The organism is Desulfovibrio sp. X2, assembly GCF_000422205.1.
In the GTDB taxonomy this organism is placed as follows: domain Bacteria; phylum Desulfobacterota; class Desulfovibrionia; order Desulfovibrionales; family Desulfovibrionaceae; genus Alkalidesulfovibrio.
In genome coordinates, this window is sequence record NZ_ATHV01000041.1 from 1 (window position 1) to 25,864 (window position 25,864).

Consider the following 25,864-nt stretch of genomic DNA (forward strand, 5'->3'; position numbering starts at 1 on the left):
ACCATCTCCTTTGCCTGCGGCGAGAACAGCGGGCGCCTTTGAAGACCCTCGGCAAAGGAGAGGGAGAAGGGGAAGTTTCAACCGGTTCGGTCGATTACGTGCGAGGGGTTCGGGGAATCTTCCCCGACGGCAACGGTGCCCGAGCTTTTCCCGCGCGCCTTGGCGCGGGAAAAGCTCGGGCACTTCGGTTTCGCGGCCCGCCACGCCCAGGCGTCGTCTGTCAGGTCGTCGGTCGTGCCGGAGCGAAACCGGTCGAGGCTGAGCCTCGCGCAGGGTGGGTGCAGGGAGGGGGCGCGCAGCCCCCTCCCTGCCCGCCGGAGGCATCCCCCGGCATTACTCCGTGACGACGGCCACGGCCTCCACCTCGACGCGGGCGCCCTTGGGCAGGCCAGCGACCTGGAAGGTGGAGCGGGCGGGGCAATCGGCGGTGAAGAACTTGGCGTAGACGGTGTTGAAGGCGGCGAAGTCGGCGAGGTCGGCGAGGAAGCAGGTGGTCTTGACCACGCCTTCGAGGCTCGAGCCCGCGGCTTCGAGCACGGCGGCGAGGTTCGTGAGGGACTGCTCGGCCTGTTCGGCGATGCCGCCGGGCACGAGCTCGCCGGTCTTCGGGTCCAGGGGGATCTGTCCGGAGCAGAAGACGAGCGAGCCGGTGCGCACGGCCTGGGAGTAGGGGCCGATGGCGGCGGGGGCCTTGGCGGTGGCGATGATCTTCTTGTCCATTTTCGGGATGTCCTTTGTGTTCGGGTGGGGGGAAATGTCTCAGCCGCCGAGCTGGCGCAGCCGGTTGAGGGAGACGGCCAGGCGCGAGAGCAGCATGTTGGCCATGCCCTCGACGTGGCGGAAGTAGTCGGCCAGGGCGGCGCGGCGGGCTTCGCGGTCGTGCCCGGCGAACCAGGCCGTGTGGAAGGCCTGGTTGTCGAAGTCCTCGAAGCGGCTGACGAGGTAGGAGACCGTGTTGGCCTCGAAGTGGGCGAAGACGGCCGTGGCCTGGGGCAGGGGCGTGTGGGCCGCGAGCACGGTCTGGGCCGCGGCGCGGACCTCGCGCCAGAAGGCGGCGCGCTCCACGCCGAAGGCGAGGAGCTCGCGCACGCGGCGGACGGGCAGGTGCTCCGGCAGGGACGCGGCCACGTGCGAGGGGTGGGGGACGTGCATGCCTGGCGCGGGGGGCGGCAGGGCCGGGTCCTGGTCCAGGGTGATGTCCGGGCCGAAGAGCAGGCTGTCCGGGGAGGTGTTGACGACCTCCATGCGCGAGTCGGCCATGCGCGCCAGGAGCCAGAGGGAGGCGTCGCGGAAGTTCGGGGTGGTGTAGAGGGTGCGGCCGTGCGGCAGGCGCACGGGGTAGAGCTGGGGATGGGTGCCGATGAGGGGGCGCGCGGCCAGGGAGGAGGCGCTGCCGCCGTGGATGGAGGCCGCGCTGTAGCCGAGGCGCCAGGGGTCGGGGCTTGCCAGCTGCCCGCCCACGATGATGCAGCGCGCGGCGCCGAGCAGTTCGGCCAGGGAGAAGGCGGCGGAGATCACGGAGCCGTGGCGTGGGAGCTCGGTGCCGGGCCCTGCGGCCTGCTCGATGGGGTTGCCGAAGAAGACGACGCGGTCGAAGACGCGGCGCGGCACGTGGCAGAAGCGGTGGGCCACGAGGAGCGTGTCCGGCAGGTGCGGCACGTCGGTGTAGCTTTTGGCGATCATCAGGGCCGGGTCCATGACCAGGCAGATGTCGGGCTCGATGCCGCGGCGGACCAGGGTGCGCAGGGCGTTGTTCACGCAGATGATCAGGGCGCGGCCCTTCAGGCGGCGCAGGAGGTCGAGGCGCTCGTCCAGGTCCGGCCCGGCGCCCACGAGCACGGCCGTGCCTCCGGCGAAGCTGTCGCGCAGGGCCTCCACGTCCGGGCAGCGGGCGTAGTCGGGCAGGTTCTCGAAGCAGTGGGCGAGCTGGTCGAGGTGGTAGGGGCTGAGGGCCACGTCGCGCAGGGGGCGGCAGCGGGTCAGGTCGTGGCCGTCCAGGACGTGGATCGCGCTGCGGTAGTAGAGGACCTCCACGTACTCCACGACCTCGCCCAGGGCCTCGAGCCAGGCCTCTTCCTCGCCGCGCGGCGCGAGCACGGCCGGGAAGCCGTGATCGAAGATGCCGCTCAGGAAGAGGCCGCCCAGGCCGAAGCGCGCGGCGGCCACGTCGCCCGTGACCCAGATCGTCTTGGGCGCGCGGCCTTCGGCCGCGCCGGACTCCTCGGCCAGGGCGGTCAGCCGGGCGCGGTCCGGGTCCACGACCACGCAGGCGGCGTCGGGGTCGTGGAGCAGGGCGTCGAGCTCCGGGGAGGGGCAGGCGCCGAGCACGAGGAAGAGTCGGGTGTCGCGGCGGAGCTCCGCGAGGTCGGTCCGGCCGTCGTAGACGGAGAAGACCGGCGGCCTGTCCGGATCGGCGAAGGGGCGGCGCAGGGCCGGGGGCACGTAGCGGAAGAGCGAGTCGTGGGACGAGGGGGCGTGTCCCTTCCCGGAACAGGGGAGGTGGGGCCCGTCCCCGCCGCAGTCGAGCAGGCCGCCTGCCTGGGCCAGTCGTTCGAGCATGTGCATGTGTGGAGCGTTTCCTTTTCCCTGCGTCGCGTGGTCCGCGCGCCCTAGCCCTGGTCCTCGACCTGGGCGTTGTCCGCGTCCTCCGGGGCCAGGGTCGCGTTGCCCGCGGCAGCCGCGGCGTCCTTGGGGGCGCAGGGGCCTTGTCCGGGCTGCGGGGCGGCTGCGTCCCGCGCGGCCAGGGCGGCTTCGAGGCGCTCGACGCGCGCGCGCAGCTCGTCCAGTTCCCGGGCGCCGGCCAGGCCGTTCTCGCGGGCGAAGGCGGCGACCTCGTCGTGCAGGGCGGCCCGGCCGCGCCGCTCGGCCCGGGAGAGCCGCTCGGACACGGCGCGGGCGAGCTCGGCGGCCTCGTCGCGGGCCTGCCCGGCCATGCCGCCGAGGTTCTCGGCCAGGCGCGAGGCGGCCTCCTCCGCGCCTTCCTTGACGGTCAGGCCGAGGCCGAGGCCCATGATGAATCCCTTGCTGAAGACGTCCATGGCGTAGCCTCACTTCTTGCGTTTGAGGAGGTGCACCACCAGCCACATGCCGAACAGGCCGGAGATGGTGAAGCCGGTCAGGCCGAAGATCGGCGTGTCGTTCCAGCTCGGGCCGATGCCCGAGATGTAGATCAGGGAGGAGCCGATGACCAGGGAGGCGGCCACGAGGCCCGCGGCGATGACGTAAGCCAGGCCGCGCAGGTTGGCCATCTGCTGCTCCACGCCCGCCTGGCGCAGGGTGATGGAGACCTGCCCGGCCTCGACCATCTCCAGGACGTGGGCGGCCTTGCCCGGCAGTCCGGCGAGCTGGCGCAGCGACTCCTGGACGTCGCCGAAGAGCGGCTTGTCCGAGAAGAGGATGGAGGCGCGGCGCGCGACGTAGGCCAGGCCCATGGGCTTCAGGGCCGCCAGGGTGTCGAAGTCCGGCTTGACGATGCGGCCGCAGGCCTCGGTGGAGACCAGGGCGCGGCCCATGAGGATGTAGTCGGAGCGCAGGCGGATGCCGTGCCCGGCGCAGGTCTGGGCCATGTCCAGGAGGAAGCGGCCGAAGTCCGGGCCTCGGCCCACCGGGGCGCGCAGCTTGTCCAGGACCCAGAGGATGTCGGTGACGAAGCGGTGCATGTCGAGCAGCGGCGGCACGCGCTCGGCCATCTCCAGGGCCGTGCGGGCGATGCGCCGCGCGTCGCCCTTGACGATGCCGATGATGTAGTCGACCAGCGCCTGGCGCATCTCGTCGTTCAGGCGGCCGACCATGCCCCAGTCGAAGTAGCACAGCCGCCCGTCCGGCAGGATGCGCACGTTGCCGGGGTGGGGGTCGGCGTGGAAGAAGCCGTGCTCGAGCATCTGGGAGACCACGCAGCGAAGCCCCGCGCGGGCGATGCGGTCGCGCTCCTCCTCGTCGCCCTGGTAGTCCTCGAGGCGCGTGCCGCGCAGGAACTCCATGACCAGCACCTGGGGCCGGGTCCACTCCTCCTCCACGCGCGGGGCCGTGACCGCGTCGTCGTTCGCGAAGAGCCGGCGGAAGATGATGATGTGGCGGGCCTCGCTCACGAAGTCGATCTCGCGGCGCAGGCTCTTGCGCACCTCGACCACCACCTGGGGCAGGTTCACGTTCTGCAGCGACGCCACACGCTCGTGCACGATGGAGGCCAGGGTGGCCATGATGTCGAGGTCCGCCTCGATGGTCGCGGCGGCGCCGGGCCGCCTGACCTTGACCGCGACCTCCCGGCCGTTGTCGGCGAGCACGGCGCGGTGCACCTGGGAGAGGGAGGCCGAGGCCACGGGCTCTGTGTCGAAGCTCGAGAAGACCTCCTCCAGGGGGCGGCCGTAGGTCCGCTCCACGGCCTGGCGCACGACCTCGAAGGGCTCGCGCCTGACCTGCTCCTGCAGAAGCTTCAGCTCGTCGCAGAGATCGAGGGGGATGAGGTCCGGCCTGAGCGCGAGGATCTGGCCGATCTTCACGAAGGTCGGGCCGAGGTCCTCGAAGGCCATGCGGATCTTGGTCCAGGCCGTGGCTTCGGCGGCCTCGGCGCTCTCGGGCGCGGCCGGGCTCTTGAAGGGCAGGCGGAGCACGTCCAGGATCTCGCCGAAGCCGTACTTGGCGAGAATCACGGCGATGTCCTTGAGGCGGCCGAGCGAGGCGGCGGAACGGGTGAGGAAGGATATGGGGGTGTCCATGCGCGTCTCCGGCGGAAAACCTAGCATCAATTTTTCTCCAAGGCTACGCGCGCGGCGCGCCGGACGGGTGCGGAACGGGCGGGCAGCGGGGACGACGGGCCGCGCGTCTCCGCGCTACCCCGGCGCGGCGCCCGGGTGCCCCCGCGTTCTGGGCGTGCGGTCCCTGACGGCCGCCTGTCGCGCTCCTGTCCCCTTTCCGTCCCTTTCCGGGGCCCGCCTGTCGGCAAAGCGGCCGCGCCATGCGTTGTATCTCGTGGGGAAGTCTGTCCGCCGCCTGTTTTTGTTCCGGGAACGGCCCGTTCGGGCCGGATGTCCTTGCCAGTGCGGTGGAAAGTGATTATTTTTCAAAATTGAATCAACCAAACGGAGGAAAACGGCAATGAATCGATTCGGCACAATGCGCCAGGCGCAGGTCGGGACCGAGGTCCTGAGCGAGTTCATGCGCGGCGTCTACGGCTGGATGAGCGCGGGGCTCATGCTGACCGCTGCCGCGGCCATCTATACGGCGTCGAGCCCGGCCATGATCCAGGCCATCTTCGGCAACAGCATCCTGCTCATCGTGCTGCTGGTGGCCGAGGTCGGCCTCGTCTTCGCCATCTCCGGCGCCATCAACCGCCTCTCCGCGACCACGGCCACGGGCCTCTTCCTGCTCTACAGCGTGCTCAACGGCGTGACGCTCTCGTCCATCTTCCTGGTCTACTCCATGGCCGCCATCTACAAGGCCTTCCTCACGGCGGGCGGCATGTTCGGCGCCATGAGCATCTACGGCTACGTGACCAAGAAGGACCTCTCCTCCTGGGGCAGCTTCCTGTTCATGGGCCTCATCGGCGTGGTCATCGCCATGGTGGTGAACATGTTCCTGAGGAGCCCGGGGCTCGACTTCGTGATCTCTGGCGTGGGCGTGCTGGTCTTCGTGGGCCTCACGGCCTACGATACGCAGCGCCTGCGCTACATGGCCGCCACCGCGCCCATGGGCGACGCCACGGTCATGCGCCGCGGCGCCATCATGGGAGCGCTGCAGCTCTACCTCGACTTCATCAACCTCTTCCTCATGCTGCTGAGCCTCTTCGGCGGACGCCGCCAATAATCTCCGCGCTTCCCGCCGGGAGGATTCCCCTCCCGGCGGGACCCTGAACCCCCCGGATCTCCCCATGGCCGACGCGCACCGCCTCCTCGACCGCTTCGGTCCCTTGCTCGCGCCCGCGGGCGCGGCCTGGGCCGGGCTCATGCGCCTGCGCGAGGGCTTCTACGCGGCCGGTGCCTTTCCGCGCCTGCTGCTGCCCGCTCCGGTCTGCTCCGTGGGCAACGTGGCCATGGGCGGCACGGGCAAGACCCCGCTGACGCTCTGGCTCTGCCGCCGGGCCGTGGAGGAGGGGCTTCGGCCCGTGGTGCTCACGCGCGGCTACGGCGCGCATCCGCCCCGCCTGCCCTGGCTGGTGAGCCCCACGGACGACCCGGCCGAATCCGGCGACGAGCCCCTGCTGCTCTCCCGGTCCTGCCCGGGCGCCCGGGTGGTGGTGGATCCGGTGCGGCGGCGCGGCGGGGCCTACGCGGCGGAGAACCTCTCCCCGGACCTCTTCCTGCTCGACGACGGATTCCAGCACCTGGCCGTGGCCCGGGACCTGAACCTCTGCCTGCTCCGGCCCGAGGACCTGGGCGAGGCCTGGGGGCGGACCTTCCCGGCGGGCTACTGGCGCGAGGGCACGGCGGCGCTCGAGCGCGCCGACGCCTTCGTGCTGAAGACTCCTGACGGGAGCCTCGATGCTGTGGGCAGGGCCGTGCGCGAGCGGCTTGCGCCCTACGCCAGGCCGATCTTCGCCTTCTTCCTCGCCCCGGCGGGGCTTCGCCCCCTCACTGGCGGGCCCGCGCGGACGGACCTCGAGCGCGAGCCCTACGTGGTGGCCTGCGGCGTGGCCCATCCCGCCCAGGTGGCGGCCACGGCCGAGGCGTTTCTCGGCTATCCGCCCGAGGAGGTGCTGGCCTTCGCCGACCACCACGGCTTCAGCGGCGAGGACGCCGCCCGCATAGCCTCCGCCGCGGGGCGCGCGGGCGCGCGCCACGTGGTGGTCACGGCCAAGGACGCCGTGAAGCTCGGCGGGCCCGGGGCGGGGAGCATCTCCTCCCTGGTCAGCGTGCTCGAGGTCGAGGCCCGCTTCGGGGAACGCCTTTTCTCGGATGAAACCTTCGAAACATTCGCGCAGCGCCGCCTCTTCGCCGCGGCGCGCGCCGGGAGGACGCATGGCCAAGCGTAACAAGCCCGAGGCGCCGCCTCTGGAGCCCAAGGAAGTGCTCGGCCTCATGCGCCGCACGGGCAAGCCCATGACCCCGCGCGACCTGCTCAAGGCCTTCCGCCTGCCCAAGCAGGAGAAGCACCGCATCTTCACGGTCATGGACGAGCTCGTCTCCCAGGGCAAGGTCATCGCCACGCACGGCAACGCCTACGGCCTGGTGGAGCAGATGAACCTGCTCACCGGCCGCCTGCAGGTCCAGCGCACGGGCGTGGGCTTCGTCATCCCGGAGGACCCCAGGCGCAAGGTGGACATCTTCGTGGCGCCGGGCGACTTCGGCGGCGCCTGGCACGGCGACCGCGTGGTCGTGGCCGTGACCCGCGAGCGCCACGGCCGCAACCCCGCGGGCCGCATCGTGCGCGTCATCGAGCGCCGCCTGAACGAGATCCCCTGCCGCACGGAGCGGCCGCTGGGCAAGGGCTTCATGCTCTGCCAGCCCACGGACCCGCGCCAGCACGCCATGTTCATGGTCCCCTTCCCGGAGGACGGGATGCCCGGACCCGGGATCATCGTCCACGTCCGGCCCGGCGAGCGGCTCGACCGCGAGCTGTGGCAGGGCGAGTCGCTGCGCGTGCTCGGCAAGGAGGACGACGTGGGCGTGCAGGAGACCATGGTCAAGCACAACCACGGCATCCCCACGAGCTTCCCGCCCGACTGCCTGGAGGAGGCCGCGAGCCTGCCCGAGGCCCCCTCCGAGGAGGACATGACGGGCCGCGGGGACATGCGCCGCGACCTGCGCGACCTGGACTTCGTGACCATCGACGGCGCCAAGGCGCGGGACTTCGACGACGCCGTCTACGTGGAGAGGAAGGGCCGGGGCTACACCCTGTGGGTGGCCATCGCGGACGTGGCGCACTACGTGCAGCTCGGTTCGCCGCTGGACCGCGAGGCCGTGGAGCGGGGCAACTCCTACTATTTCCCCCAGTCCGTGGAGCCCATGTTCCCCAAGGCCCTGTCCAACGGGCTGTGCAGCCTGAACCCGGACGTGCCGAGGCTCGCCATGGTGGCGCAGATGGACTTCTCGGCCCAGGGAAAGCCCGGGGAGAGCCGGTTCTACGCCGCGGTCATCAAGAGCAAGGCGCGGCTGACCTACTCCCAGGTCAACCGCGGCCTCATCCTGGGCGAGGAGGAGGCGCGCGCGGGCATGGCGCACGTCATGCCCATGCTCGAGCGGGCCTACGAGCTGGCCCGGATACTGAACGCCAACCGCCGCGAGCGCGGCAGCCTGGACTTCGACCTGCCCGAGCCCGAGATCCAGTTCAACATCTACGGCGAGACCGTGGACATCCGGCCCAAGGTGCGCCACTTCGGCCACCAGATCATCGAGGAGTTCATGATCGCGGCCAACGAGGCCGTGGCCGAGTTCCTGGAGTCCGCGGGGCCGGAGCCGCTGTTCCGCGTCCACGAGCAGCCCGATCCGGACAAGATCCGCGCCCTGTACAAGGTCCTGGCGCACACCGAGCTGGCCGACCGCGTGCCCGAGGAACCCTCTCCCGCCGGGCTGCAGGCCCTCCTTTCCGCGGCCCAGGGCACGGACGTGGAGTTCATGGTCAACCGCCTCACCCTGCGCACCATGATGCAGGCCAAGTACTCCCCGGACAACCTGGGCCACTTCGGCCTGGCCAGCACGTCGTACTGCCACTTCACCTCGCCGATCCGCCGCTATGCGGACCTGCAGGTGCACCGGGCGCTGCGCCGGGCCCTGTCGCTGCCCGGCGGCGCGGACATGCCGCACAAGAAGCTGCGCGACCTGGGCAACCACCTCTCCGGGCGCGAGCGCACGGCCATGGAGGCAGAGCGCGAGATGCTCAAGCGCGTCACGGTGCTCTTTTTGCGCGACAAGGTGGGCCAGGAGTTTTCCGGCGTGGTCTCGGGCCTGGCGGACTTCGGCTTCTGGGTCGAGCTCTCCGAGGTCATGGCCGAGGGCATGGTGCGTCTTTCCGCGCTCACGGACGACTACTACGGCTACCTGCCCGAGCGGCAGATGCTGCTCGGCGAGCGCACGGGCCGCCGCTTCACCCTGGGGCAGAGCGTGCGCGTGCTGCTCGAGGAGGTGAACCTGGCCCGGCTCGAGGTCACCCTGGTGCCCGTGGAGGACGCGGGACGCGCGCGCGGCCGCAAGGGCGGCGCGGCGCGCGGCAGGGCGGAGGCGCCGCAAGCGGCCGGGGAGACGCTCGCGAGCCGTCCCGGGGAGGCCGAGGAGCTTTCCCGCGAGCTGCGCGAGGCGCGCGCCGCGCGGCGCACGTCCCGGGCGGGCGCCCGCGCCGCTGGGCGCACGGGCGCCGGAACGGGCGGGAAAACAAGCGGGAAAACAAGCGGAAAGACGGGCGGCAAGACGGCGGCGGGAACCCCCCCCGCAAAGGCGTCCGACAGGACCGAGAGAGGCGCTTCGGACAAGGGCGCGCGGGAGTCCTCGGGCAGGAAGCCGGGCAAGACTTCCGGCAAGACTTCCGGCAAGGCGGGCGGCAAGGCGGGCGGCAAGACGCCCAAGAAGACCTCCGGCAAGCCCTCGCGCGCGCAGCGCAAGACGGGCAAGGACTCGGGAAAGGGCGGAAAAGGCTAGGCGCTCAGGATTTCTCCGGCCCCTCCCCGGCTCCGCCCGGGGGGAGCAGGGTGCCGCCGCTTTCGCGCAGCAGGCGCAGGAAGTCCGGCCCGGGCATGGGGCGGCCGAAGAGGTAGCCCTGCGCGAACTCGCAGCCGAGCGCGCGCAGCGTCTCGGCCTGCGCCGCGACCTCCACGCCTTCGGCCGTGACGTGCAGCCCGAGGCTCGCGGCCATGGAGATGACCGTGCGCACGATGGCCAGGTCGTCCCCGTTGTCCGGCAGGTGGCTGACGAAGGACTTGTCGATCTTGAGCCCCCGGATGGGGAAGCGCTTGAGGTAGTAGAGCGACGAGTAGCCGGTCCCGAAGTCGTCCACCGTGATCTGCGCCCCCAGGTCCCGGATGTCCCTGAGCACGGCCACGGCCTGCTCCACCCGCGACATGATCGCCGTCTCCGTGATCTCGAACTCGAGCAGCGCCGGGTCGAGCCCGGTGCGTTCGAGCACCCCGGCGATGTGCTCCACGAGCCCCTTCTGCGAGAGCTGGCGCATGGACAGGTTCACGGCCACGGCATGGGCCAGCCCCGCGTCGTGCCAGGCCTTGGCCTCCAGGCAGGCCTTCTCCAGGACCTGCTCGCCGATGGTCGTGATGAGGCCCGTCTCCTCGGCCAGGGGGATGAAGGCGTCCGGCTGGACCAGGCTGCCGTCCTTGCGCGGCCAGCGCACCAGGGCCTCGGCCCCGATGATCGTCCCGGTGGCCAGGTGCACCTTGGGCTGGAACCAGACCGTGAAATCCTTCTGCCCCACGGCGCGGCGCAGGCTGCGCTCGAGATCCAGGCGTGCGTGGGCGCGTTCGTTCATGGCCGGGGTGAAGAGCTGGCAGGAGTTCCTGCCCTGCTCCTTGGCCCGGTACATGGCCAGGTCCGCGTTCTTGAGCAGGGTCTCGGGCGTGTCGCCGTCCTCGGGATAAAGCGTGATGCCGATGCTGGCCGTGATGAAGAGCTCGTGGTGCTTGACCGTGAAGGGGCGGCGCAGCGCCTCGAGGATGCGTTCCCCCACTGCCACGGCCGCGGCCTCGCTCTCCACGTCCTCCACCAGGACCACGAACTCGTCGCCGCCGAGCCGAGCCACGGTGTCCTGCTCGCGCAGGAGCCTGCGCAGGCGGTGGGCGAAGGCCATGAGCAGCAGGTCGCCCAGGGAGTGGCCGAGCGAGTCGTTGACCGTCTTGAAGTTGTCCATGTCCAGGAAAAGGAGCGTCAGGCGGGTGCCTGCGCGCTTGGCGTGCGAGATGGACACCCCGAGGCGGTCCAGGAGCAGCAGGCGGTTGGGCAGGCCGGTCAGGGCGTCGTGGTAGGCCTGGTGCTTCATCAGCTCCTCGGAGCGCTTGATCTCCGAGATGTCGTGGAACACGGCCACGAAGTGCGCGACCTGCCCGTCCTCGCCCCTGATGGCGCTGATGGACAGCCATTCGGGGTAGGCCTCGCCGTTCTTGCGGCGGTTCCAGATCTCCCCCTCCCACTGCCCGTCGCGCAGCAGGTTCTGCCACATGTCGCCGTAGAAGCCCTCCTCGTGGCGGTCCGACTTGAGCACGCGCGGGTTCTGCCCCAGCACCTCCTCCGGCGCGTAGCCGGTGATGCGGCTGAAGGCCGGGTTGACCTGCAGGATCGCGCCCTTGGCGTCCGTGATCAGGATGCCGTCCAGGGAGTGCAGGAAGACCTCGGCCATGAGCCCGAGCTTCTCGTTGGCCGCGCGCAGCTCCGCGGTGCGCCCGGCCACGCGCTCCTCGAGGCGGACGTTGGCCTCCTGCAGTGCCTCCTCGGCCCGCTTGCGCCGCGTGATGTCCAGAAAGCTGCCCACGATGCCCACGGGCACGCCCGCGGCGTTGCGGTAGGCGGCCTTGGAGAACAGGGCCTCCACCTGCCTGTCGGCGGCGTCCGGCAGGGCCATCTCGCTCACGTGCACCTCGTCGGGGTTCTCGAGCAGCATGCGGTCGTGCCTGCTCGCGATGTCCGCGATCCCTTCCGGGGCCAGGTCGTGGATGGTCCTGCCCAGGATCTCGTCGCGGCTCTTGCCGAAGAAGCGCTGGAAGGCGAGGTTCGTGCCTTGGAAGATGCCGTGCGCGTCCTTGTAGAAGACGGGCTGGGGCAGGGCGTCGAGGATGCTCTGCAGGAAGGCGATCTGGTCGCGCAGGGCGCGCTCGGCCTCGATGTGCAGGGAGATGTCGCGGGCCACGACGATGGCCCGGCCGTCCTTCAGCCGCTTGAACGAGGCCTCCACGGGCAGCGGGAGGCCCGATCTCCGCTTGAGGCTGCCCTGCAGGCGGCGGCTCTCCGGCGTGTTCGGGACGAGCAGGCAGGCGTCGGAGGGCGGGCAATCCGGGATATCGAAGAGCCCGGCCAGGCTCGGGCGCTCGGCCGGGCCCTTGCCCGCGCCCTTGCCCGGGGCAGGACCAAGGTCCGTCAGCATCCGGGCCATGGCGTTGGCCTCGACGAGGCGGTCCTGCTCGTCGAAGACGAAGATGGCGTCCGAGGCCTCGGCCATGAGGGTGTCGCGGGCCTGGCTGCTGCGCTGCAGCGCGTCCTCGGCCCGGGTCTCGCGCCGCGCCGCGAGCACGGCCACCACGAGGAGCACGAGGCTCAGCAGGACCGCGCCCAGGTCGAGCCGCATGGTCAGTTCGTGCAGCGTGCGCTGCGGCCTGCCCATGTCCAGGTGGATCTCGAAGACCCCGGTGAAGCGGCCGTCCTTGATGATCGGCACGAAGGTCTCGACCAGGGCCTCGCCCGCCGCGCCGCCCGCGGTGGTGGCCTCGCCGGGCGAAAGGAGCCGGGCCGAGGGCGTGCCCCGGCGCAGGACGTCCAGGGTGGCGGGGGAGACCGCGTGTTCGTTCGGGTGCTCGCCCGGGGGCATGTACAGGGGCTTGCCGTGCGCATCGTAGATGCGCACCAGCGTGACGCCGAAGTCCTGCTGCAGGTGGCGCAGCGCGGCCGTGTTCTCGGGCGTGAGGCCGCCCGCCTCCCGTATCTCCTCCAGATGCAGGGGGTCGGCCATGTGGCGGGCGATCTCGATGGACTGCTCCTCTGCCCAGGTCGTGAGCAGGGTCTCGAAGCGCGGGGAGACGAAGAAGACGAGCGCGGCCGGGAAGAGCAGCAGCACGGCGATGGTGGTCAGCAGGCTCGGGTTGCGCAACAGGGATGCGCGGGGCAGGGGGCTGCGCTGTGGCGAGGACGATGGCATTGCGCTGTGCATCTCCGGGACTACGGAAAAATGAGGACTGCCTCGGTGTATGTCAGGGACTTTCGGCCGACGCAAGGGCGGGCGCCGCCTCCCGTGCGTTCGGCGCCTCCGGGGCGCACCGGGCGCTTTCCCCTTGCCAAGGCGCCCCGCCTGGGGTAGAAGCCTCCCCTGTCGCTCGGAAATGAGTCGGCGCTGTGTCAGGTTTGTAACCCAACTGTATGAATATACTGAATATCCCGCTACGGATCGCCTGTCTGGCCCTGTCCGTGGTGAACAAGATGCTGGGCGGCGCGCTCGACCCCATCTTCGACACCGCGAATGACAAGAGCAAAGACCGCCTCGGTTCCATCCGCGCCTGATCCCGGAGATCGACCCGATCGACCGACCCCGGCCCGCCGCCGCCCGCCGCACCGCCCCCCAAGGGCGGTCGTTCGCGTTTTGCGTGCGCTGCCGGTCTGCCCGAGAGTCTGCCTAATGGTCTGCCCAATGGGCTGCCCGACGGAGTGCCCGAGGCTTGGCCGATGCCTGGCCTTCCGGCCTAGCCGCCGATGAGCCCTTCGAGCTCCGCGAGCAGGACGCGGTAGGCGGGCTCAGGGCAGACCTTCTCGTCGACCTCGGCCGTGCGCGGGTCGTCAGCCTCGCTGATGACGCTCAAGGCCTCGAAGAGGCGCACCAGTTCATCCGGTCCGCGTCCGCCGAAGACCTTTTCCGCGAGGTCGGCGGCCAGATCGGGCGCATCCTCGGAGAGACGGACGGTCATGCCCGTATCCCCGAAGTCCAGATCGAAAGCTGCCAAGAGTTCCGAAGCGGCATCCTGTACGCTGAACATGCCCCCCCACTTCCTGTTGCGGGCCATTGTGGCAGATTCCGGACGGATACGCCATGAGAGAATGGCCGACGGTCGCCGGGCAGGCCTGTCGGCGGCCGGACGGAGGCGGGGCGGAACAAAGGCGCGGGCTACTTGCCGATGCAGAAGCCGCTGAAGACCTCCTCGAGCACGTCCGAGGCGCCGATCTCCCCGGTCACGGCGGCCAGGAGGGTGCAGGCCGCGTCCAGGTGCACGGCCAGGAGGTCGTAGGGCAGGGCGGCGTCTATGGCCCGGCGCAGGGCGCGAAGCTCCTCTGCGGCCGCCTCGAGGGCGCGCGCCTGGCGCAGGTTGGGCGCGGGCCGTCCGTCCGCGGCGGGCAGGCTCCCGAGCAGCCGCTCGCGGCAGCGCGCGGCGAGAGCCGAAACGCCCTCGCCGCTCCTGGCCGAGACGCGCAGGCTCTCCACGCCCAGGGCCGCCAGCGGCGCGGCCGGATCGTCCAGCCCTGATTCCCCCCCGAAGATTCCCGGCAGGTCGGCCTTGTTCAGGCAGGCCAGCACGCGGGCGGTTCCCACCTCGCGGCAGAGCGCCTGTTCGGCCTCGCCCAGGGGCCTTGCGCCGTCCACCACCAGCAGCACCAGGTCGGCCCCGTCGAGCAGGGCGCGGCTGCGCCTGACGCCCTCGAGCTCCACGTGGTCCTCGGTCTCGCGCAGCCCCGCCGTGTCCACCAGGCGGGCGGCCAGGCCGTGGAGCAGGGCGGTCTCCTCGATGTAGTCGCGCGTGGTGCCGGGCGCGTCCGAGACGATGGCCCGCTCGCGGCCGAGCAGGGCGTTCAAGAGGCTCGACTTGCCCGCGTTGACCGGCCCGGCCAGCACCACCAGCGCGCCCTCGCGCACCAGCCTGCCGCGCGCGAAGGAGGCGCAGAGCCCGTCGATCGCGGCCAGCACCTCGCCCGTCCCGGCGGCCAGCGCCGCGGACGGCAGGCATTCCACCTCGTCGTCCGGAAAGTCCACGGCCACGCAGAGCTCGGCGCGCAGGCGCACGAGCCGCGCGCGCAGCTCCCTGACCTGCTCCCCGAGCGCGCCCGAGAGCTTCTGAAGGGCCTGGCGCGCGGCCTCGGCAGAGGGCGCGGCCACGAGCTCGGCCACGGCCTCGGCCTGGGTCAGGTCGAGGCGCCCGGCCAGGAAGGCGCGCTTGCTGAACTCGCCGGGCAGCGCCTCGCGCGCGCCGCACGCGCAGCAGGCGGCCAGGGCCTCGGCCAGCACGGCCGGGCTGCCGTGGCAGTGCAGCTCCGCCATGTCCTGGCCGGTGAAGGTGCGGGGGCCGGGCATGAACACGGCCAGGACGTCGTCCAGGGGACGGCCCGCGGCGTCGTGGAGGCTGCCGTGGTGCAGGGTGAAGGGCCGGAAGACGGTGAAATCCTGCCGGGCCGGACGGAAGAGGCGCGCGAGCACGTCCCGGCTCGCCGGGCCCGAGAGGCGCACGATGCCGATGGCGCCCGCCCCTGGCGCGGTGGCCACGGCGGCGATGGTGTCGGCGGAACCGGCGCCGAGCGAATCGGCGCCGAGCGAACCGGCGCCGACTGAATCGGCCTCGACGGCAGCGGTGTCGGCCGCGCGCGCCTCGCGCGGGCTCTCCGGGCAGGAGGGGAGAGGGGAATCGGGTGAGGGAAGGAGGGAGGATGTCCGGCGCACGTTCGGGCTCCGTCGCGCCGCGGGGCAGGGCGGCGGAAGAGCCCTTCCGCCGCCCGTCGCCCTACTGGCGCTGCTGCTGCCCGCGCTCGCGGCGGGGCATGATCAGCACCCGCTTCATGGGGCCGTCGCCCTTGGAGCGGGTGGTCACGGTGGCGTCGTCCTGAAGCGCGAGGTGCACGACGCGGCGGTGGTACGACGAGAGCGGCTTGGTGCTCTGCGGGCGGCCGAGCGTGCGGGCCTTGTCCGCGAGATAGAGCGCCATCTGGCGCAGCTTGTCGTCCTGGCGCTCGCGGTACTGTCCGGCGTCGAGCTGGATCTTGACCGGCTCCTCCCAGCGCTTGGCCAGGATGCGCCCGGCCAGGTACTGCAGGGAGTTGATGGTCTGCCCCTCGCGTCCGATGAGCAGCCCCGCCGAGTCCTCGTCCTCGATGACCACCTTGATGCGGTCCTTGGTCTGGATCACGGCCAGGGGCTGCTCGCCCACGATGGGCTCGATGAGCCTGGTCACGATCTCGCGGATCACGGCCTCGAGCTCCTTGTCGTCCAGGGGGCGCTCGAAGTCGTCGGGCATGCGGTTGAAGTTCTCCTCGCCGCCCTCCTCCTCGTCGAAGTCCGCCTCGGCGTCCTCGTCGCGGCGGGCCACGGCCGGGGGCGCGGCCTCGGGACGGGCGGCGGGCACGGCGGCCTCCTGCCGCACGGCGGGCCGGCTCTCCTCGCGCTTTTGGGGCAGCGGGGCGGCCTCGGCGGCGGGCCTCGGCGCCTCGGCCACGGGAGCGGCCTCGGGAGCTGCGGGCTTCGGGGCCTGCGGGGCGCGGGGGGCGCGCTCGCGGCCCCTTCCGGAGCCGCCGTCCGCGCCGGGCGCGAGACGGGGCCGGGCCCGGACCATGGCCTTCTTCTTGCCCACCAGGCCGAAGATGCCCGACGAGCCGCCGCTGACGATCTCTATCTCGAGCTTGCCGCGCTCGAGGCTGAAGTGCGAGCAGGCCGCGTCGATGGCTTCATCGAGCGTCTTGCCTGTGAATTCCTTGTAGTCGCTCATGACCGACTCCTTGTGCGCATCGCTGGTCGGTACGCTACGATTTCCTCATCAGCAGCCACTGCTGGGAGATGGAGAGGACGTTGTTCACCAGCCAGTAGACCACGAGCCCGGCGGGGAAGTTCAGGAACAGGCCGGTGAAGACCACGGGCATGAAGAGCATGATCTTGGCCTGCGTCGGGTCGCCGGGAGGCGGGGACATCTTCTGCTGGAGGAACATGGTGGCGCCCATGATCAGCGGGGTGATGTAGTACGGGTCCTTGGCCGAAAGGTCGGCCAGCCAGATGAGATTGGTGAACGGGAGATGGGTGATGAAGGGCGCGTGGCGCAGCTGGATGGACTGCAGCAGCGCCTCGTAGAGCCCGAAGAAGACCGGGATCTGCAGCACCATGGGCAGGCAGCCGCCCATGGGGTTGACCTTGTAGGTCTTGTAGAGCTGCATGAGCTCCTGGTTCATCTTCTCGCGATCCTTGCCGTACTTCTCCCTGATCTTGGCCATCATCGGCTGGAGCTTCTTCATCTTGTTCATGGAGACGTAGCTCTTCTGCGACAGCGGCCAGAAGACGATCTTGATCAGGGCCGTGAGAATGATGATCGCCACGCCCCAGTTGCCGACCCAGGTGTGGAAGATGTTCAGCAGCCAGAGCAAAGGCTTGGCGATGACGTTGAAGAAGCCGAAGTTCACGGCCTTGTCCAGGCCGTGGTCGGCCGTGGCGAGGACCTTGGGATCCTTGGGCCCGAGGTAGTAGGCCATGTTCACCGTGGCGCTCGAGCCCGCCGGCAAGGTGATGCCCCCGCGCTCGACGGCCATGCGGTAGATGCCGTCGTCGAGCTTGCCCTTGAACACCGCGCCCGGGGACTGGGGCACGAGGTCGAGCATGAAGTAGTTGCTGGCCAGGCCGCCCCAGCCGAGCTCCTCGTCGGAGTAGACGCCCTTGGCCATGTCCTTGGCGCTCTTCTCCTGCTCCAGGGAGCCCTTCTGCAGCCACTCCATGCGCGTGGGGTTGTAGTGGTCCTTCTCGCTGGACAGCCCGGTCGAGGCGAGGGTGAAGTCGAGCCTGCCCGAGGTGGCCTGTCCGGCCGCGGGCGTGAGCTGCACCGCCTCCTTGATCAGATAGCTGCCCGCGCTGAAGGTCAGGGTGCGGGTGAGATGCAGTCCGGAGAGGTCGCAGGCGAAGGTCAGGGTGCCGGTCTGCCCGTCGGAGAGCGCGAGGTCGCCGCCCTCGAAGGTCCAGTCGGGCGCGGACCAGGTGGCCTGGCCGGACCAGATGAGGCCGAGCGGGGCCTTGAGCATGGCCTGCGGCGAGACGAGCTCCACGGAGGGGGAGCCGGGCTCGATGGTCTGGCGGTACTGCTTGAGCACGAAGGATTCGAGCAGGCCGCCGTGGGTGTTCAGGCGGGCGGTGTAGAGCGGGGTGTCGACGGTGACGGTCCTGCCCTGCGAGATGGCCGCGGCCATGGTCGGCAGCGCGCGGCCGGCGCCCTCGTCGGCCGCGGAGGGCGCGGCCTGGGGCTGCACCGTGGCGGCGGATTCCTGCTGCTGCGCGCTGGGCGCGGGCTTCGGCTGCTCCTTGGGAGAGAAGAAATAGCTCCAGCCGATGAGGATGAGGAAGGAGAGGACCGTGGCCAGGATGAGTCTGTTCTTTTCCACTCTGTGGCTCTCTTTGACTTACGGGCGTTGGCAACCCTTGGCACCCGCTTCGCCCGGGCCTGTCCCGGGAACGGGGTCGTATCCGCCGTCACAAAAAGGGTGGCACCTGGCGAGCCGCTTGATTGTCAGCCATCCCCCCTTGAGCGCACCATGGCGCGTGACCGCCTCCAGCGCATAGCTGGAGCAGGTGGGGACGAATCGACAGCACGGCGGATGAAGCGGGGAGATGGCAAGCTGGTAGCAGCGTATGCAGACGGCGAGAATGCGTTTCATGGCCTGTCCAAGGACCCGTTCGGACGCAGCGGCGGCCTGTCCGGTGTCCGGTCGTCCTGCGCCGAGGGGGCCTGCGCGGGCGCGGTCCGGTCCTGGTCGCTTCGGGCCTGCTCGTCGCGGGGCTTTTCACCCGCGGGGGCATCGTCCCGGATCGGGGCTTCGCGTGTCGAAGGAGCCTGCCCTCCGGCCTGCGCGACGGACGCGCCGTCGAGGCGTTTTCGGGCCTCGCGGCTGATCCGGCCGAGCACCGGCAGGAGCTCCTCGCTCACCATTTCAAGTCCGACCTGCCGCGGGTCCAGATTCCGTTTGGGGACCACGACATAATCGTGCGGCGGGTCGCATTCGCGCTGATGCAGCCTGAAGAATTCCCGCAAAACCCGCTTCACCCGGTTTCGCATCGGGGCAGACCCGGTTCTGCGAGTCACGGTCAGCCCCAGGCGCCACGGCTCGCGCGAATCGCGCGGCAGGGCAAAGACGACGAAATGCTTGGTAAAGTACCGGCGGCCCTGGTCGAAACACGACTGAAACTCGGGCCGCCGGAGTACCCTGTTGGCGCGAGGAAAGCCTAAGCGGCTAATTTCTTGCGGCCCTTCGCACGGCGGCGGGCCAGCACGGCACGCCCGGTCTTGGTCTGGAGGCGGGCACGGAAACCGTGCGTCCTTTTGCGCCTGATCTTGCTGGGCTGGTATGTACGCTTCATTGTAAGAATCGCTCCTCATAAAAAATAGAACGCAACTCATTATCCACCTCGGCCGGGCAAGTCAAGGGTCTTGGCGCCTGATTCGAGGCTTGAAGGCGGCGGGGCGGAGGGCTATGGTCCGCCCGACACGGCATCCCCCCAAGGAGGTTCTTTTTATGGATAGCGTGCTGGACAGATTCTGGATCAAGCGCCTGGAGGACGTCAAGGTCGCCCTCGAGGAGAACAACTTCGTCGCGCGCGTCGCGGCCACGGCGGACGAGGCCAGGGAGATCGTCGTCTCCGAGGTCCTGCCCGCCACGGGCGCCGAGTCCGTGACCTTCGGCGGCTCCATGAGCGTCTCGGCCACCGGCCTCTACGAGGCGCTCAAGGCCCGGCCCGGCCTTGCGGTCATCGACACCTACGACCGCACCATCAGCCGCGAGGAGATGTACGAGCGCCGCCGCCAGGCCCTGCTCGCCGACCTCTTCGTCTCCGGCACCAACGCCGTGACCATGGACGGCCTGCTGGTCAACCTGGACATGATCGGCAACCGCTCCGGCGGCATCAATTTCGGCCCCCGCCACGTGGTGGTGCTCGCCGGGCGCAACAAGGTCTGCGACGACCTCGAGTCCGCCATGGCGCGCATCAAGAGCGTGGCCGCCCCGGCCAACGCCCTGCGCCTGAACATGAAGACCCCCTGCGTGAAGACCGGCGTGTGCATAGACTGCAAGAGCCCGGACCGCATCTGCAACACCTGGGCGATCACCGAGAAGTGCTTCCCCAAGCACCGCATCACCGTGGTCCTCGTGAACCAGGACCTGGGGCTGTAGCGTGCACTTCGCCACGCCCGGCTGGGACCTCGCCCTCTTCCGCCTGCTGAACGGGCAGGCGCGGGCGGCGTTTCTGGACCTCGCGCTGCCCGTCTTCTCCATGACCTGGCTCATCTGGGTCCTGGGCGTGGCGGCCTTCGTCCTGGCCGCGCGGCGGATCGGGGTCGCGCGCGTCCTGCCCGTGGCCCTCTGCCTGGTCCTGGCCGTGGGGCTCGCGGACGGCACCACGAGCGTGATGAAGACCACCTTCGGCCGGCAGCGCCCCCTGAACACCCTGCCGGGCGCGTGGTTCCACGAGGACGGCCGCTGGCAGCAGCGCCCGGCCGACTTCGCGCCCGACCTCGAGCCGGGCTCGTCGTACTCCTCGGGCCACGCGGCCAACACCATGGCCGCAGCCGCCTTCCTGCTCCTCGCGCTCTGGCGGCAAGACCGCAGGCGGCTCGCCTGGCTCCTCTGCCTGCCGCTCCTGACCGGCTGGTCGCGCGTCTACCTGGGCAAGCACTATCCCACGGACGTCATGGCCGGGTGGATCGTCGGGCTCTTCGCGGCCCTCGTGGTCTGGGGAGTGGTCTGGCGCTTCGCCCGGCCGCGCCTGGCGGCGCGGTTCTCCGCGCGCCTCGGCCCCTGGCTCGGCGGCCGCGACGCGCTGCCCTGAGATTTCCCCCCAGGGCTCCCCGAAATTCCCCCGAGATTCCCCGAGATTCCTTCCGCGACGGGATCCCTTTCCGAACCGTATGGGCGAAGGCGCGCAGGCGCGCCTTCGCCTACACGGGCGTGTGGCTGTCCGTGATGATGCCCACGATCTGCTGGCCGTCGCCGGGATAGGCGCGGCGGTCCTCCTCGGGCGTCGGTTCGCCGGGCCCGGGCCAGTGGCCGGGCTGGGGGCCGTTGCCCTCCATGGCCGCGGGCGAGGGATGGTCGTCGGCCATGACCGGATAGCGGCGCACGTCCACCGAGGGCACGGGCGCGCTGAACTCCACGGCGATGCCGTTGGGGTCGAAGGCGTAGATGGAGTGGATGAAGCCGTGGTCCACGACCTCGGAGACCCAGACGTCGGCCGCGTCCAGGCGGTCCTTGAGCGCCCAGAGGTCGTCCTCCCCGGCCAGGCCGAAGCTCACGTGGTCGAAGGCCACCGGGCCCTTGACCGGCGCGCCGTGGTCCTTCTCGGGAATGGGCTCGGCCCCCTCCCATTCGAAGAAGGCGATCATGTCGTGCTCGGAGATCTCGAAGAAATAGTGGCGGTAGCCCGGGCGGCCGAGCCCCACGACCAGCCGCATGCCGAGGAGGTCGCGCCAGAAGCGGATCGTGGCCTCCATGTCGCCGGTGACCATGGCCAAATGGTTGACTCCTGTGTAGCGGACCTGTGGGGTCATGGACTGCTCCTTGAAAAGACACTGTCCCGGGGGCTTAGCACGGAAAGCCTTGCGGAGAAAGACTTCCCGGGCGAGCGGCAACCGATTGTCCTTGACGGCCCCTTGATTTTGGAATAGTCCCGGGCTTCGTAAACGGGCGTGGCATCGTGTTTTCCGAGTGGTTCACGGCTTTGGTGCTTTTTTGCACAAGCTCTTGATTTTCCAAAGGCCTCCTCGTATCACTCGGGAACGAGTTTTCCCTCCAGTTCCAAACGCAAGAGGACGGGCCCGCCCCGCATCCGGCCTGAAGGTCGAGCGGGAGCGGTGTGCGGCCTGCGATCGGGGTGACGAATGACCTTGGCGCAGCTCATCCGGGACGAAAAGACGGCTGTGGTCGACCGCTGGTACGACCTCGTGCTTTCCACATATCCCGGGCAGACGGCCAAAGTCTGGAAAGCCAACACCGACCGCTTCACCAATCCCGTAGGACAGACCACCCTGCGCATTCTCGGCATCCTGGTCGACCAGCTGCTGCGCTGGGACGACGCCAAGGCCGTGTGCGCCCCGCTCGAGGAGCTGGTCAAGATTCGCGCCGTGCAGGATTTCACGCCCGCCAAGGCGCTTTCCTTCGTCTTCTTCTTCAAAAAGGTTCTGCGCGAGCTGTTCGCCGAGACCATCGCCCGCGAGGGGCTCGGTGGCGAGCTGGCCGTTTTCGACGGCCGCGTGGACAATCTGGCCTTGATGGCCTTCGACATCTACGTGAAGAGCCGCGAGGAGCTTTACCGGATGCGCGTGGACGAGTTCAAGCACGCGCACCGCATGCTCTTCCGCAAGGCCGGGCTGATGTGCGATTCGGCGGAGGTCCTGGGCGGGGGTGCGCCGCCTTCCCAGGATGAGCCCGCCGGGACCGAATAACCGTAAGCGAGGTAGGGTGGACACATGAACGCATTTTACGGATTGTTTCTCGTCTGCGCGCTGGCACTGGTCGCGCTGATGGGCGTCGGAGGGGCGGGGTTGACCGGTCTCTTCGGCATCGTCATCCCGTACGCGGCCGTGGCGATCTTCGTCCTCGGCTTCGCCTGGAAGGTGTACGGCTGGGCCAAGTCCCCGGTCCCCTTCCGCATTCCGACCACGGGCGGCCAGCAGAAGACTCTGGACTGGATTCCCTACGCCCGCTACGACAACCCCGTGAACAGCCGCGACACGGTGGTGCGCATGATCCTCGAGGTCCTGTGCTTCCGTTCGCTGTTCCGCAACACCTCGGCCAAGCTGGGCACCGCTCCGGACGGCACCCCGCAGGTCGGGTACTTCTCCGAGAAGTGGCTCTGGCTCGGCGCCATCCTCTTCCACTACAGCTTCTTCCTGATCCTCTTCAGGCACATGCGCTTCTTCACGAGCCCGGTGCCCTTCATCATCCAGCAGGTGGACTTCTTCGACTCCATCCTGCAGATCGGCGCGCCCACGATGTACATCACGGACCTGCTGTTCGTGGTCGGCATCCTCTGGCTGCTGGCCCGCCGCCTGATCTACCCCCAGATCCGCTACATCTCGGCCCCGGCCGACTACTTCCCGCTCTTCCTGATCCTGGGCATCGCCCTGTCGGGCATCTACATGCGCCACATCGACAAGGTCGACGTCATCGCGGTCAAGGACTTCGCCATGTCCCTGGTGATGTTCGCCCCCAAGGTTCCGCAGAACGTCGCCCCGTCCTTCTTCGTGCACTTCTTCCTGGTCTGCACGCTGCTCATCTACTTCCCCTTCAGCAAGCTCATGCACCTGGGCGGCGTCTTCCTCTCGCCCACGCGCAACCTGCCCAACGACACGCGCATCCGGCACCACGTGAACCCCTGGAACCCGCATCTCAAGCCGCACTCCTACGAGGCGTACGAGGATGATTTCCGGGAGCTCATGGTCGAAGCCGGTCTTCCCGTCGTCAAACAGCCGGAAGAAGCCGGCGCCGAAGAATAAGCCAAGGAGTTGGCCATGAAGCTGAAACCGCAAGAGCTGCTCGATACTATCGATTACAGCAAGCTGCCCTCCACGGGGTGGATGGAGACGCCCAACGACTTCAGCCCCGGCCGTTGGCCCTACCCGGCGAAAGTCGAGCTGCACAAGGCCCTGGGCTTCAAGAACGCCCACGAGTGGCGTGCCGACGAAGAGGACTGGCATCTGCCCGAGAACTGGCAGGACATCATCCATCAGGGCTTCAAGGCGCGGCTCGACAAGTACCGCTCCTTCAAGGTCTTCATGGACATCTGCGTGCGCTGCGGCGCCTGCGCGGACAAGTGCCACTTCTACGTGGGCGGCGGCGATCCCAAGAACATGCCGGTCCTGCGCGCCGAGCTCCTGCGCTCGGTCTACCGCAAGGACTTCACCATGGCGGGCAAGATCCTGGGCAAGCTGAACGGCGCCCGCGTCCTCGAGAAGGACGTGCTCAAGGAGTGGTTCCTCTACTTCTACCAGTGCACCGAGTGCCGCCGCTGCTCCCTCTTCTGCCCCTACGGCATCGACACCGCCGAGATCACGATGATGGCCCGCGAGCTGCTCCACGAGGTCGGCCTGGGCATCAACTGGATCATCGAGCCGGTCTCCAACTGCAACCGCACCGGCAACCACCTCGGCATCCAGCCCCACGCCTTCAAGGAAATCGTCGAGTTCATGTGCGACGACATCGAGGAGTACACGGGCGTCCGCATCAACCCGCCGTTCAACGAGCCGGGCCACGAGGTGCTGTTCATCACGCCGTCCGGCGACGTCTTCGCCGATCCCGGCATCTACACCTTCATGGGCTACCTGCTCCTCTTCGAGGCCATCGGGCTGGACTACACCCTGTCCACCTACGCCTCCGAGGGCGGCAACTTCGGCTTCTTCACCGGGGCCGACACCATGCAGAAGCTGAACGGCAAGATGTACGCCGAGGCCAAGCGCCTGGGCTCCAAGTGGATCCTCGGCGGCGAGTGCGGCCACATGTGGCGCGTGGTGAACCAGTACATGGACACCATGAACGGCTACATGCAGGAAGGCTCCAACCTGACCACGCCGCGCAACCCCATCACCGGCACCGTGTTCCACAACGCGGCCCAGACCAAGATGGTGCACATCACCGAGTTCACGGCCGACCTGATCAAGCACGGCAAGCTGAACCTCTCGCCCGAGCGCAACGACCACCTGCGCGTGACCTACCACGACTCCTGCAACACGGCCCGCGGCATGGGCCTCTTCGAGGAGCCGCGCTACGTCATCAAGAACGTGTGCAACAACTACTTCGAGATGCCGCCGCAGACCACCCGCGAGCAGACCTTCTGCTGCGCCGGCGGCTCGGGCCTGAACACCGAAGAGATCATGGAGATCCGCATGCGCGGCGGCCTGCCCCGCGGCAACGCGGTAAAGTACGTGCGCGACAAGCACGACGTGAACATGCTGGCCTGCATCTGCGCCATCGACCGCGCCACGCTGCCGCCGCTTGCCAACTTCTGGGCGCCGGGAGTCTCCGTGACCGGCGTGCACGAGATGGTCGGCAACGCGCTGAACCTGCCCGGTCAGAAGAAGCGCGAAGTCAACCTGCGCGGCGAACCGCTCGAGGAGGTGTAATCCATGTACGACGGCAGCAAGATCATTGCCGGGCTGATCGTCTTCCTGGCCCTCGTGACGTTCCCCTTCTGGAACAACTTCGGGGCCAAACACTGGAAGGAGCCCGAGCTTCAGCTTCCTCCGAAGAGCGTCGCGACGCAGTGCATCGAGTCCACGCAGTGGATGCGCGACAATCACATGAAGCTCTTGAACGACTGGCGTGATTCCGTGGTGCGCGAGGGCAACCGCATCTACATCAGCAAGACGGATCACAAGGAATACAAGATGAGCCTGCAGAACACCTGTCTGAAGTGCCACGACGACAAGGAGAAGTTCTGCGACAAGTGCCACACCGCCGCGTCGGTGTCCCCCTACTGCTGGGACTGCCACGTCGCGCCGAAGCCGAAGGGGAACTAGCCATGAAGACGAGACGTAACTTCCTCAAGTACGCCGGCGTCTCCCTGCTCGGTCTCGCGGTTCTGCCCGCGACCAGGGCGGCGGCCACCTACATGCCGCACACCGAGCATATGGAGCCGGATCCCAAGGGCCTGAAGGCCAAACGTTGGGGCATGGTCGTCGACACCCGCAAGCTGAACGACGAGGAGGACTTCAAGCCCCTGGTCGAGGCCTGCGTCAAGGCGCATAACATCCCGGACATCGAAGGTCCCCAGGACATCAAGTGGATCTGGACCGACGAGTTCGAGGCCGTGTTCCCCGAGCAGACCAACGTCTTCATGAAGGACGGCTACATGCACAAGGAGTTCCTGCTCCTGTGCAACCAGTGCGCCGAGGCGCCCTGCGTGCGCGTCTGCCCGACCAAGGCGACCTTCAAGCTCGAGAACGGCATCACCATGCAGGACATGCACCGCTGCATCGGCTGCCGCTACTGCATGGCGGCCTGCCCCTACGGCGCCCGCTCCTTCAACTTCCGGGACCCCCGGCCGTTCGTCAAGGATCCCAACCCGGAGTACCCCGAGCGCATGCGCGGCGTGGTCGAGAAGTGCACCTTCTGCACCGAGCGCATCGAGCAGGGGCTCAGGCCCGCCTGCGTCGAGGCCTCCAAGGGCGCGCTCCTCTTCGGCGACCTCGAGGACGCGAGCTCCGAGGTGCGCCAGGCGATCAAGGAAAACTACACCATCGTGCGCAAGCCCAGCCTGGGAACCCATCCCAGCGTCTACTACATCATTTAGGAGGGTG

Annotated in this window: 24 protein-coding genes; 11 read left to right on the top strand and 13 right to left on the bottom strand. The window is 69.1% G+C overall.

Features of this window, described 5'->3' with window-relative positions:
• Positions 1-333: 333 nt before the first annotated feature.
• The 4 genes from DSX2_RS12140 to DSX2_RS12155 are packed head-to-tail and all read right to left on the bottom strand — an operon-like array spanning position 334 to position 4,715.
• Positions 334-720, bottom strand: coding sequence for a RidA family protein (locus DSX2_RS12140; RefSeq protein ID WP_020881396.1), 387 nt, complete (start codon positions 718-720; stop codon positions 334-336).
• Between the two features lie 39 nt (positions 721-759).
• Positions 760-2,565, bottom strand: coding sequence for a 6-hydroxymethylpterin diphosphokinase MptE-like protein (locus DSX2_RS12145; protein WP_020881397.1), 1,806 nt, complete (start codon positions 2,563-2,565; stop codon positions 760-762).
• Positions 2,566-2,609: 44 nt separating this feature from the next.
• Positions 2,610-3,038, bottom strand: coding sequence for a hypothetical protein (locus tag DSX2_RS12150; protein WP_020881398.1), 429 nt, complete (start codon positions 3,036-3,038; stop codon positions 2,610-2,612).
• A 9-nt stretch (positions 3,039-3,047) separates the two neighbouring features.
• A complete protein-coding gene (locus DSX2_RS12155) occupies positions 3,048-4,715 on the bottom strand; it encodes an AarF/ABC1/UbiB kinase family protein (RefSeq protein WP_152512937.1) in 1,668 nt (555 codons plus the stop codon).
• Positions 4,716-5,094: 379 nt separating this feature from the next.
• Here DSX2_RS12155 and DSX2_RS12160 point away from each other — a divergent pair, with 379 nt between their 5' ends.
• From DSX2_RS12160 to rnr, 3 genes are all read left to right on the top strand, one after another.
• Entirely contained in the window at positions 5,095-5,802 is a 708-nt protein-coding gene (locus DSX2_RS12160; protein ID WP_020881400.1) for a Bax inhibitor-1/YccA family protein, read from the top strand.
• A 64-nt stretch (positions 5,803-5,866) separates the two neighbouring features.
• Positions 5,867-6,967 carry a tetraacyldisaccharide 4'-kinase gene (gene lpxK, locus DSX2_RS12165; protein WP_020881401.1) on the top strand — a complete coding sequence of 367 codons (1,101 nt, stop codon included), beginning with the start codon at positions 5,867-5,869 and terminating at the stop codon, positions 6,965-6,967.
• On the top strand, positions 6,954-9,566 hold the full coding sequence (rnr, locus tag DSX2_RS12170; protein WP_020881402.1) for a ribonuclease R: 2,613 nt from the start codon (positions 6,954-6,956) through the stop codon (positions 9,564-9,566). Before lpxK ends, rnr begins: the two co-directional genes overlap by 14 nt.
• Before the next feature lie 4 nt (positions 9,567-9,570).
• Here rnr and DSX2_RS18825 read toward each other — a convergent pair whose 3' ends face one another.
• Positions 9,571-12,777 carry an EAL domain-containing protein gene (locus tag DSX2_RS18825; RefSeq protein ID WP_020881403.1) on the bottom strand — a complete coding sequence of 1,069 codons (3,207 nt, stop codon included), beginning with the start codon at positions 12,775-12,777 and terminating at the stop codon, positions 9,571-9,573.
• Positions 12,778-12,995: 218 nt separating this feature from the next.
• On the opposite strand from DSX2_RS18825, the gene DSX2_RS18610 reads away from it, so the two are divergent.
• The gene (locus DSX2_RS18610; protein ID WP_020881404.1) at positions 12,996-13,136 is read left to right on the top strand and encodes a hypothetical protein; all 141 of its coding nucleotides are present in this window, start codon (positions 12,996-12,998) and stop codon (positions 13,134-13,136) included.
• Between the two features lie 179 nt (positions 13,137-13,315).
• Here the strand turns inward: DSX2_RS18610 and DSX2_RS12180 are convergent, their stop codons facing one another.
• The 7 genes from DSX2_RS12180 to rpmH form a co-directional block, all read right to left on the bottom strand.
• The gene (locus DSX2_RS12180) at positions 13,316-13,606 is read right to left on the bottom strand and encodes a hypothetical protein (RefSeq protein WP_152512938.1); all 291 of its coding nucleotides are present in this window, start codon (positions 13,604-13,606) and stop codon (positions 13,316-13,318) included.
• Positions 13,607-13,734: 128 nt separating this feature from the next.
• On the bottom strand, positions 13,735-15,111 hold the full coding sequence (mnmE, locus tag DSX2_RS12185) for a tRNA uridine-5-carboxymethylaminomethyl(34) synthesis GTPase MnmE (RefSeq protein ID WP_035042265.1): 1,377 nt from the start codon (positions 15,109-15,111) through the stop codon (positions 13,735-13,737).
• A 226-nt stretch (positions 15,112-15,337) separates the two neighbouring features.
• Positions 15,338-16,315 (bottom strand): RNA-binding cell elongation regulator Jag/EloR, encoded by a 978-nt coding sequence (gene jag, locus DSX2_RS12190; protein WP_020881407.1) that lies wholly within the window; start codon positions 16,313-16,315, stop codon positions 15,338-15,340.
• Positions 16,316-16,349: 34 nt separating this feature from the next.
• Positions 16,350-17,963, bottom strand: coding sequence for a membrane protein insertase YidC (gene yidC, locus DSX2_RS12195; protein WP_020881408.1), 1,614 nt, complete (start codon positions 17,961-17,963; stop codon positions 16,350-16,352).
• 18 nt (positions 17,964-17,981) lie between these two features.
• The gene (gene yidD, locus DSX2_RS18070) at positions 17,982-18,236 is read right to left on the bottom strand and encodes a membrane protein insertion efficiency factor YidD (protein WP_084486583.1); all 255 of its coding nucleotides are present in this window, start codon (positions 18,234-18,236) and stop codon (positions 17,982-17,984) included.
• Positions 18,233-18,814 (bottom strand): ribonuclease P protein component, encoded by a 582-nt coding sequence (gene rnpA, locus DSX2_RS18075; protein ID WP_084486588.1) that lies wholly within the window; start codon positions 18,812-18,814, stop codon positions 18,233-18,235. Before rnpA ends, yidD begins: the two co-directional genes overlap by 4 nt.
• A complete protein-coding gene (gene rpmH, locus DSX2_RS18080; protein ID WP_084486585.1) occupies positions 18,802-18,936 on the bottom strand; it encodes a 50S ribosomal protein L34 in 135 nt (44 codons plus the stop codon). Before rpmH ends, rnpA begins: the two co-directional genes overlap by 13 nt.
• 155 nt (positions 18,937-19,091) lie before the next feature.
• Here rpmH and DSX2_RS12205 point away from each other — a divergent pair, with 155 nt between their 5' ends.
• Both DSX2_RS12205 and DSX2_RS12210 read left to right on the top strand, forming a co-directional pair.
• Positions 19,092-19,745 (top strand): lactate utilization protein, encoded by a 654-nt coding sequence (locus tag DSX2_RS12205; RefSeq protein ID WP_020881410.1) that lies wholly within the window; start codon positions 19,092-19,094, stop codon positions 19,743-19,745.
• Position 19,746: 1 nt separating this feature from the next.
• Positions 19,747-20,400 (top strand): phosphatase PAP2 family protein, encoded by a 654-nt coding sequence (locus tag DSX2_RS12210; protein ID WP_020881411.1) that lies wholly within the window; start codon positions 19,747-19,749, stop codon positions 20,398-20,400.
• Between the two features lie 109 nt (positions 20,401-20,509).
• Here DSX2_RS12210 and DSX2_RS12215 read toward each other — a convergent pair whose 3' ends face one another.
• Entirely contained in the window at positions 20,510-21,118 is a 609-nt protein-coding gene (locus DSX2_RS12215) for a VOC family protein (RefSeq protein WP_020881412.1), read from the bottom strand.
• Positions 21,119-21,448: 330 nt separating this feature from the next.
• Here DSX2_RS12215 and DSX2_RS12220 point away from each other — a divergent pair, with 330 nt between their 5' ends.
• The 5 genes from DSX2_RS12220 to dsrO are packed head-to-tail and all read left to right on the top strand — an operon-like array spanning position 21,449 to position 25,857.
• The gene (locus tag DSX2_RS12220; RefSeq protein ID WP_020881413.1) at positions 21,449-22,012 is read left to right on the top strand and encodes an RsbRD N-terminal domain-containing protein; all 564 of its coding nucleotides are present in this window, start codon (positions 21,449-21,451) and stop codon (positions 22,010-22,012) included.
• A gap of 24 nt (positions 22,013-22,036) precedes the next feature.
• Positions 22,037-23,065, top strand: coding sequence for a sulfate reduction electron transfer complex DsrMKJOP subunit DsrM (gene dsrM, locus DSX2_RS12225; RefSeq protein ID WP_020881414.1), 1,029 nt, complete (start codon positions 22,037-22,039; stop codon positions 23,063-23,065).
• A 15-nt stretch (positions 23,066-23,080) separates the two neighbouring features.
• Positions 23,081-24,688 (top strand): sulfate reduction electron transfer complex DsrMKJOP subunit DsrK, encoded by a 1,608-nt coding sequence (gene dsrK, locus DSX2_RS12230; RefSeq protein WP_020881415.1) that lies wholly within the window; start codon positions 23,081-23,083, stop codon positions 24,686-24,688.
• A 3-nt stretch (positions 24,689-24,691) separates the two neighbouring features.
• Complete coding sequence (gene dsrJ / locus DSX2_RS12235; RefSeq protein WP_020881416.1) at positions 24,692-25,084, top strand: sulfate reduction electron transfer complex DsrMKJOP subunit DsrJ; 393 nt, start codon at positions 24,692-24,694, stop codon at positions 25,082-25,084.
• 2 nt (positions 25,085-25,086) lie between these two features.
• Positions 25,087-25,857, top strand: a complete 771-nt coding sequence (gene dsrO, locus DSX2_RS12240) for a sulfate reduction electron transfer complex DsrMKJOP subunit DsrO (RefSeq protein ID WP_020881417.1) — start codon at positions 25,087-25,089, stop codon at positions 25,855-25,857.
• The last annotated feature ends 7 nt before the right edge of the window (positions 25,858-25,864 follow it).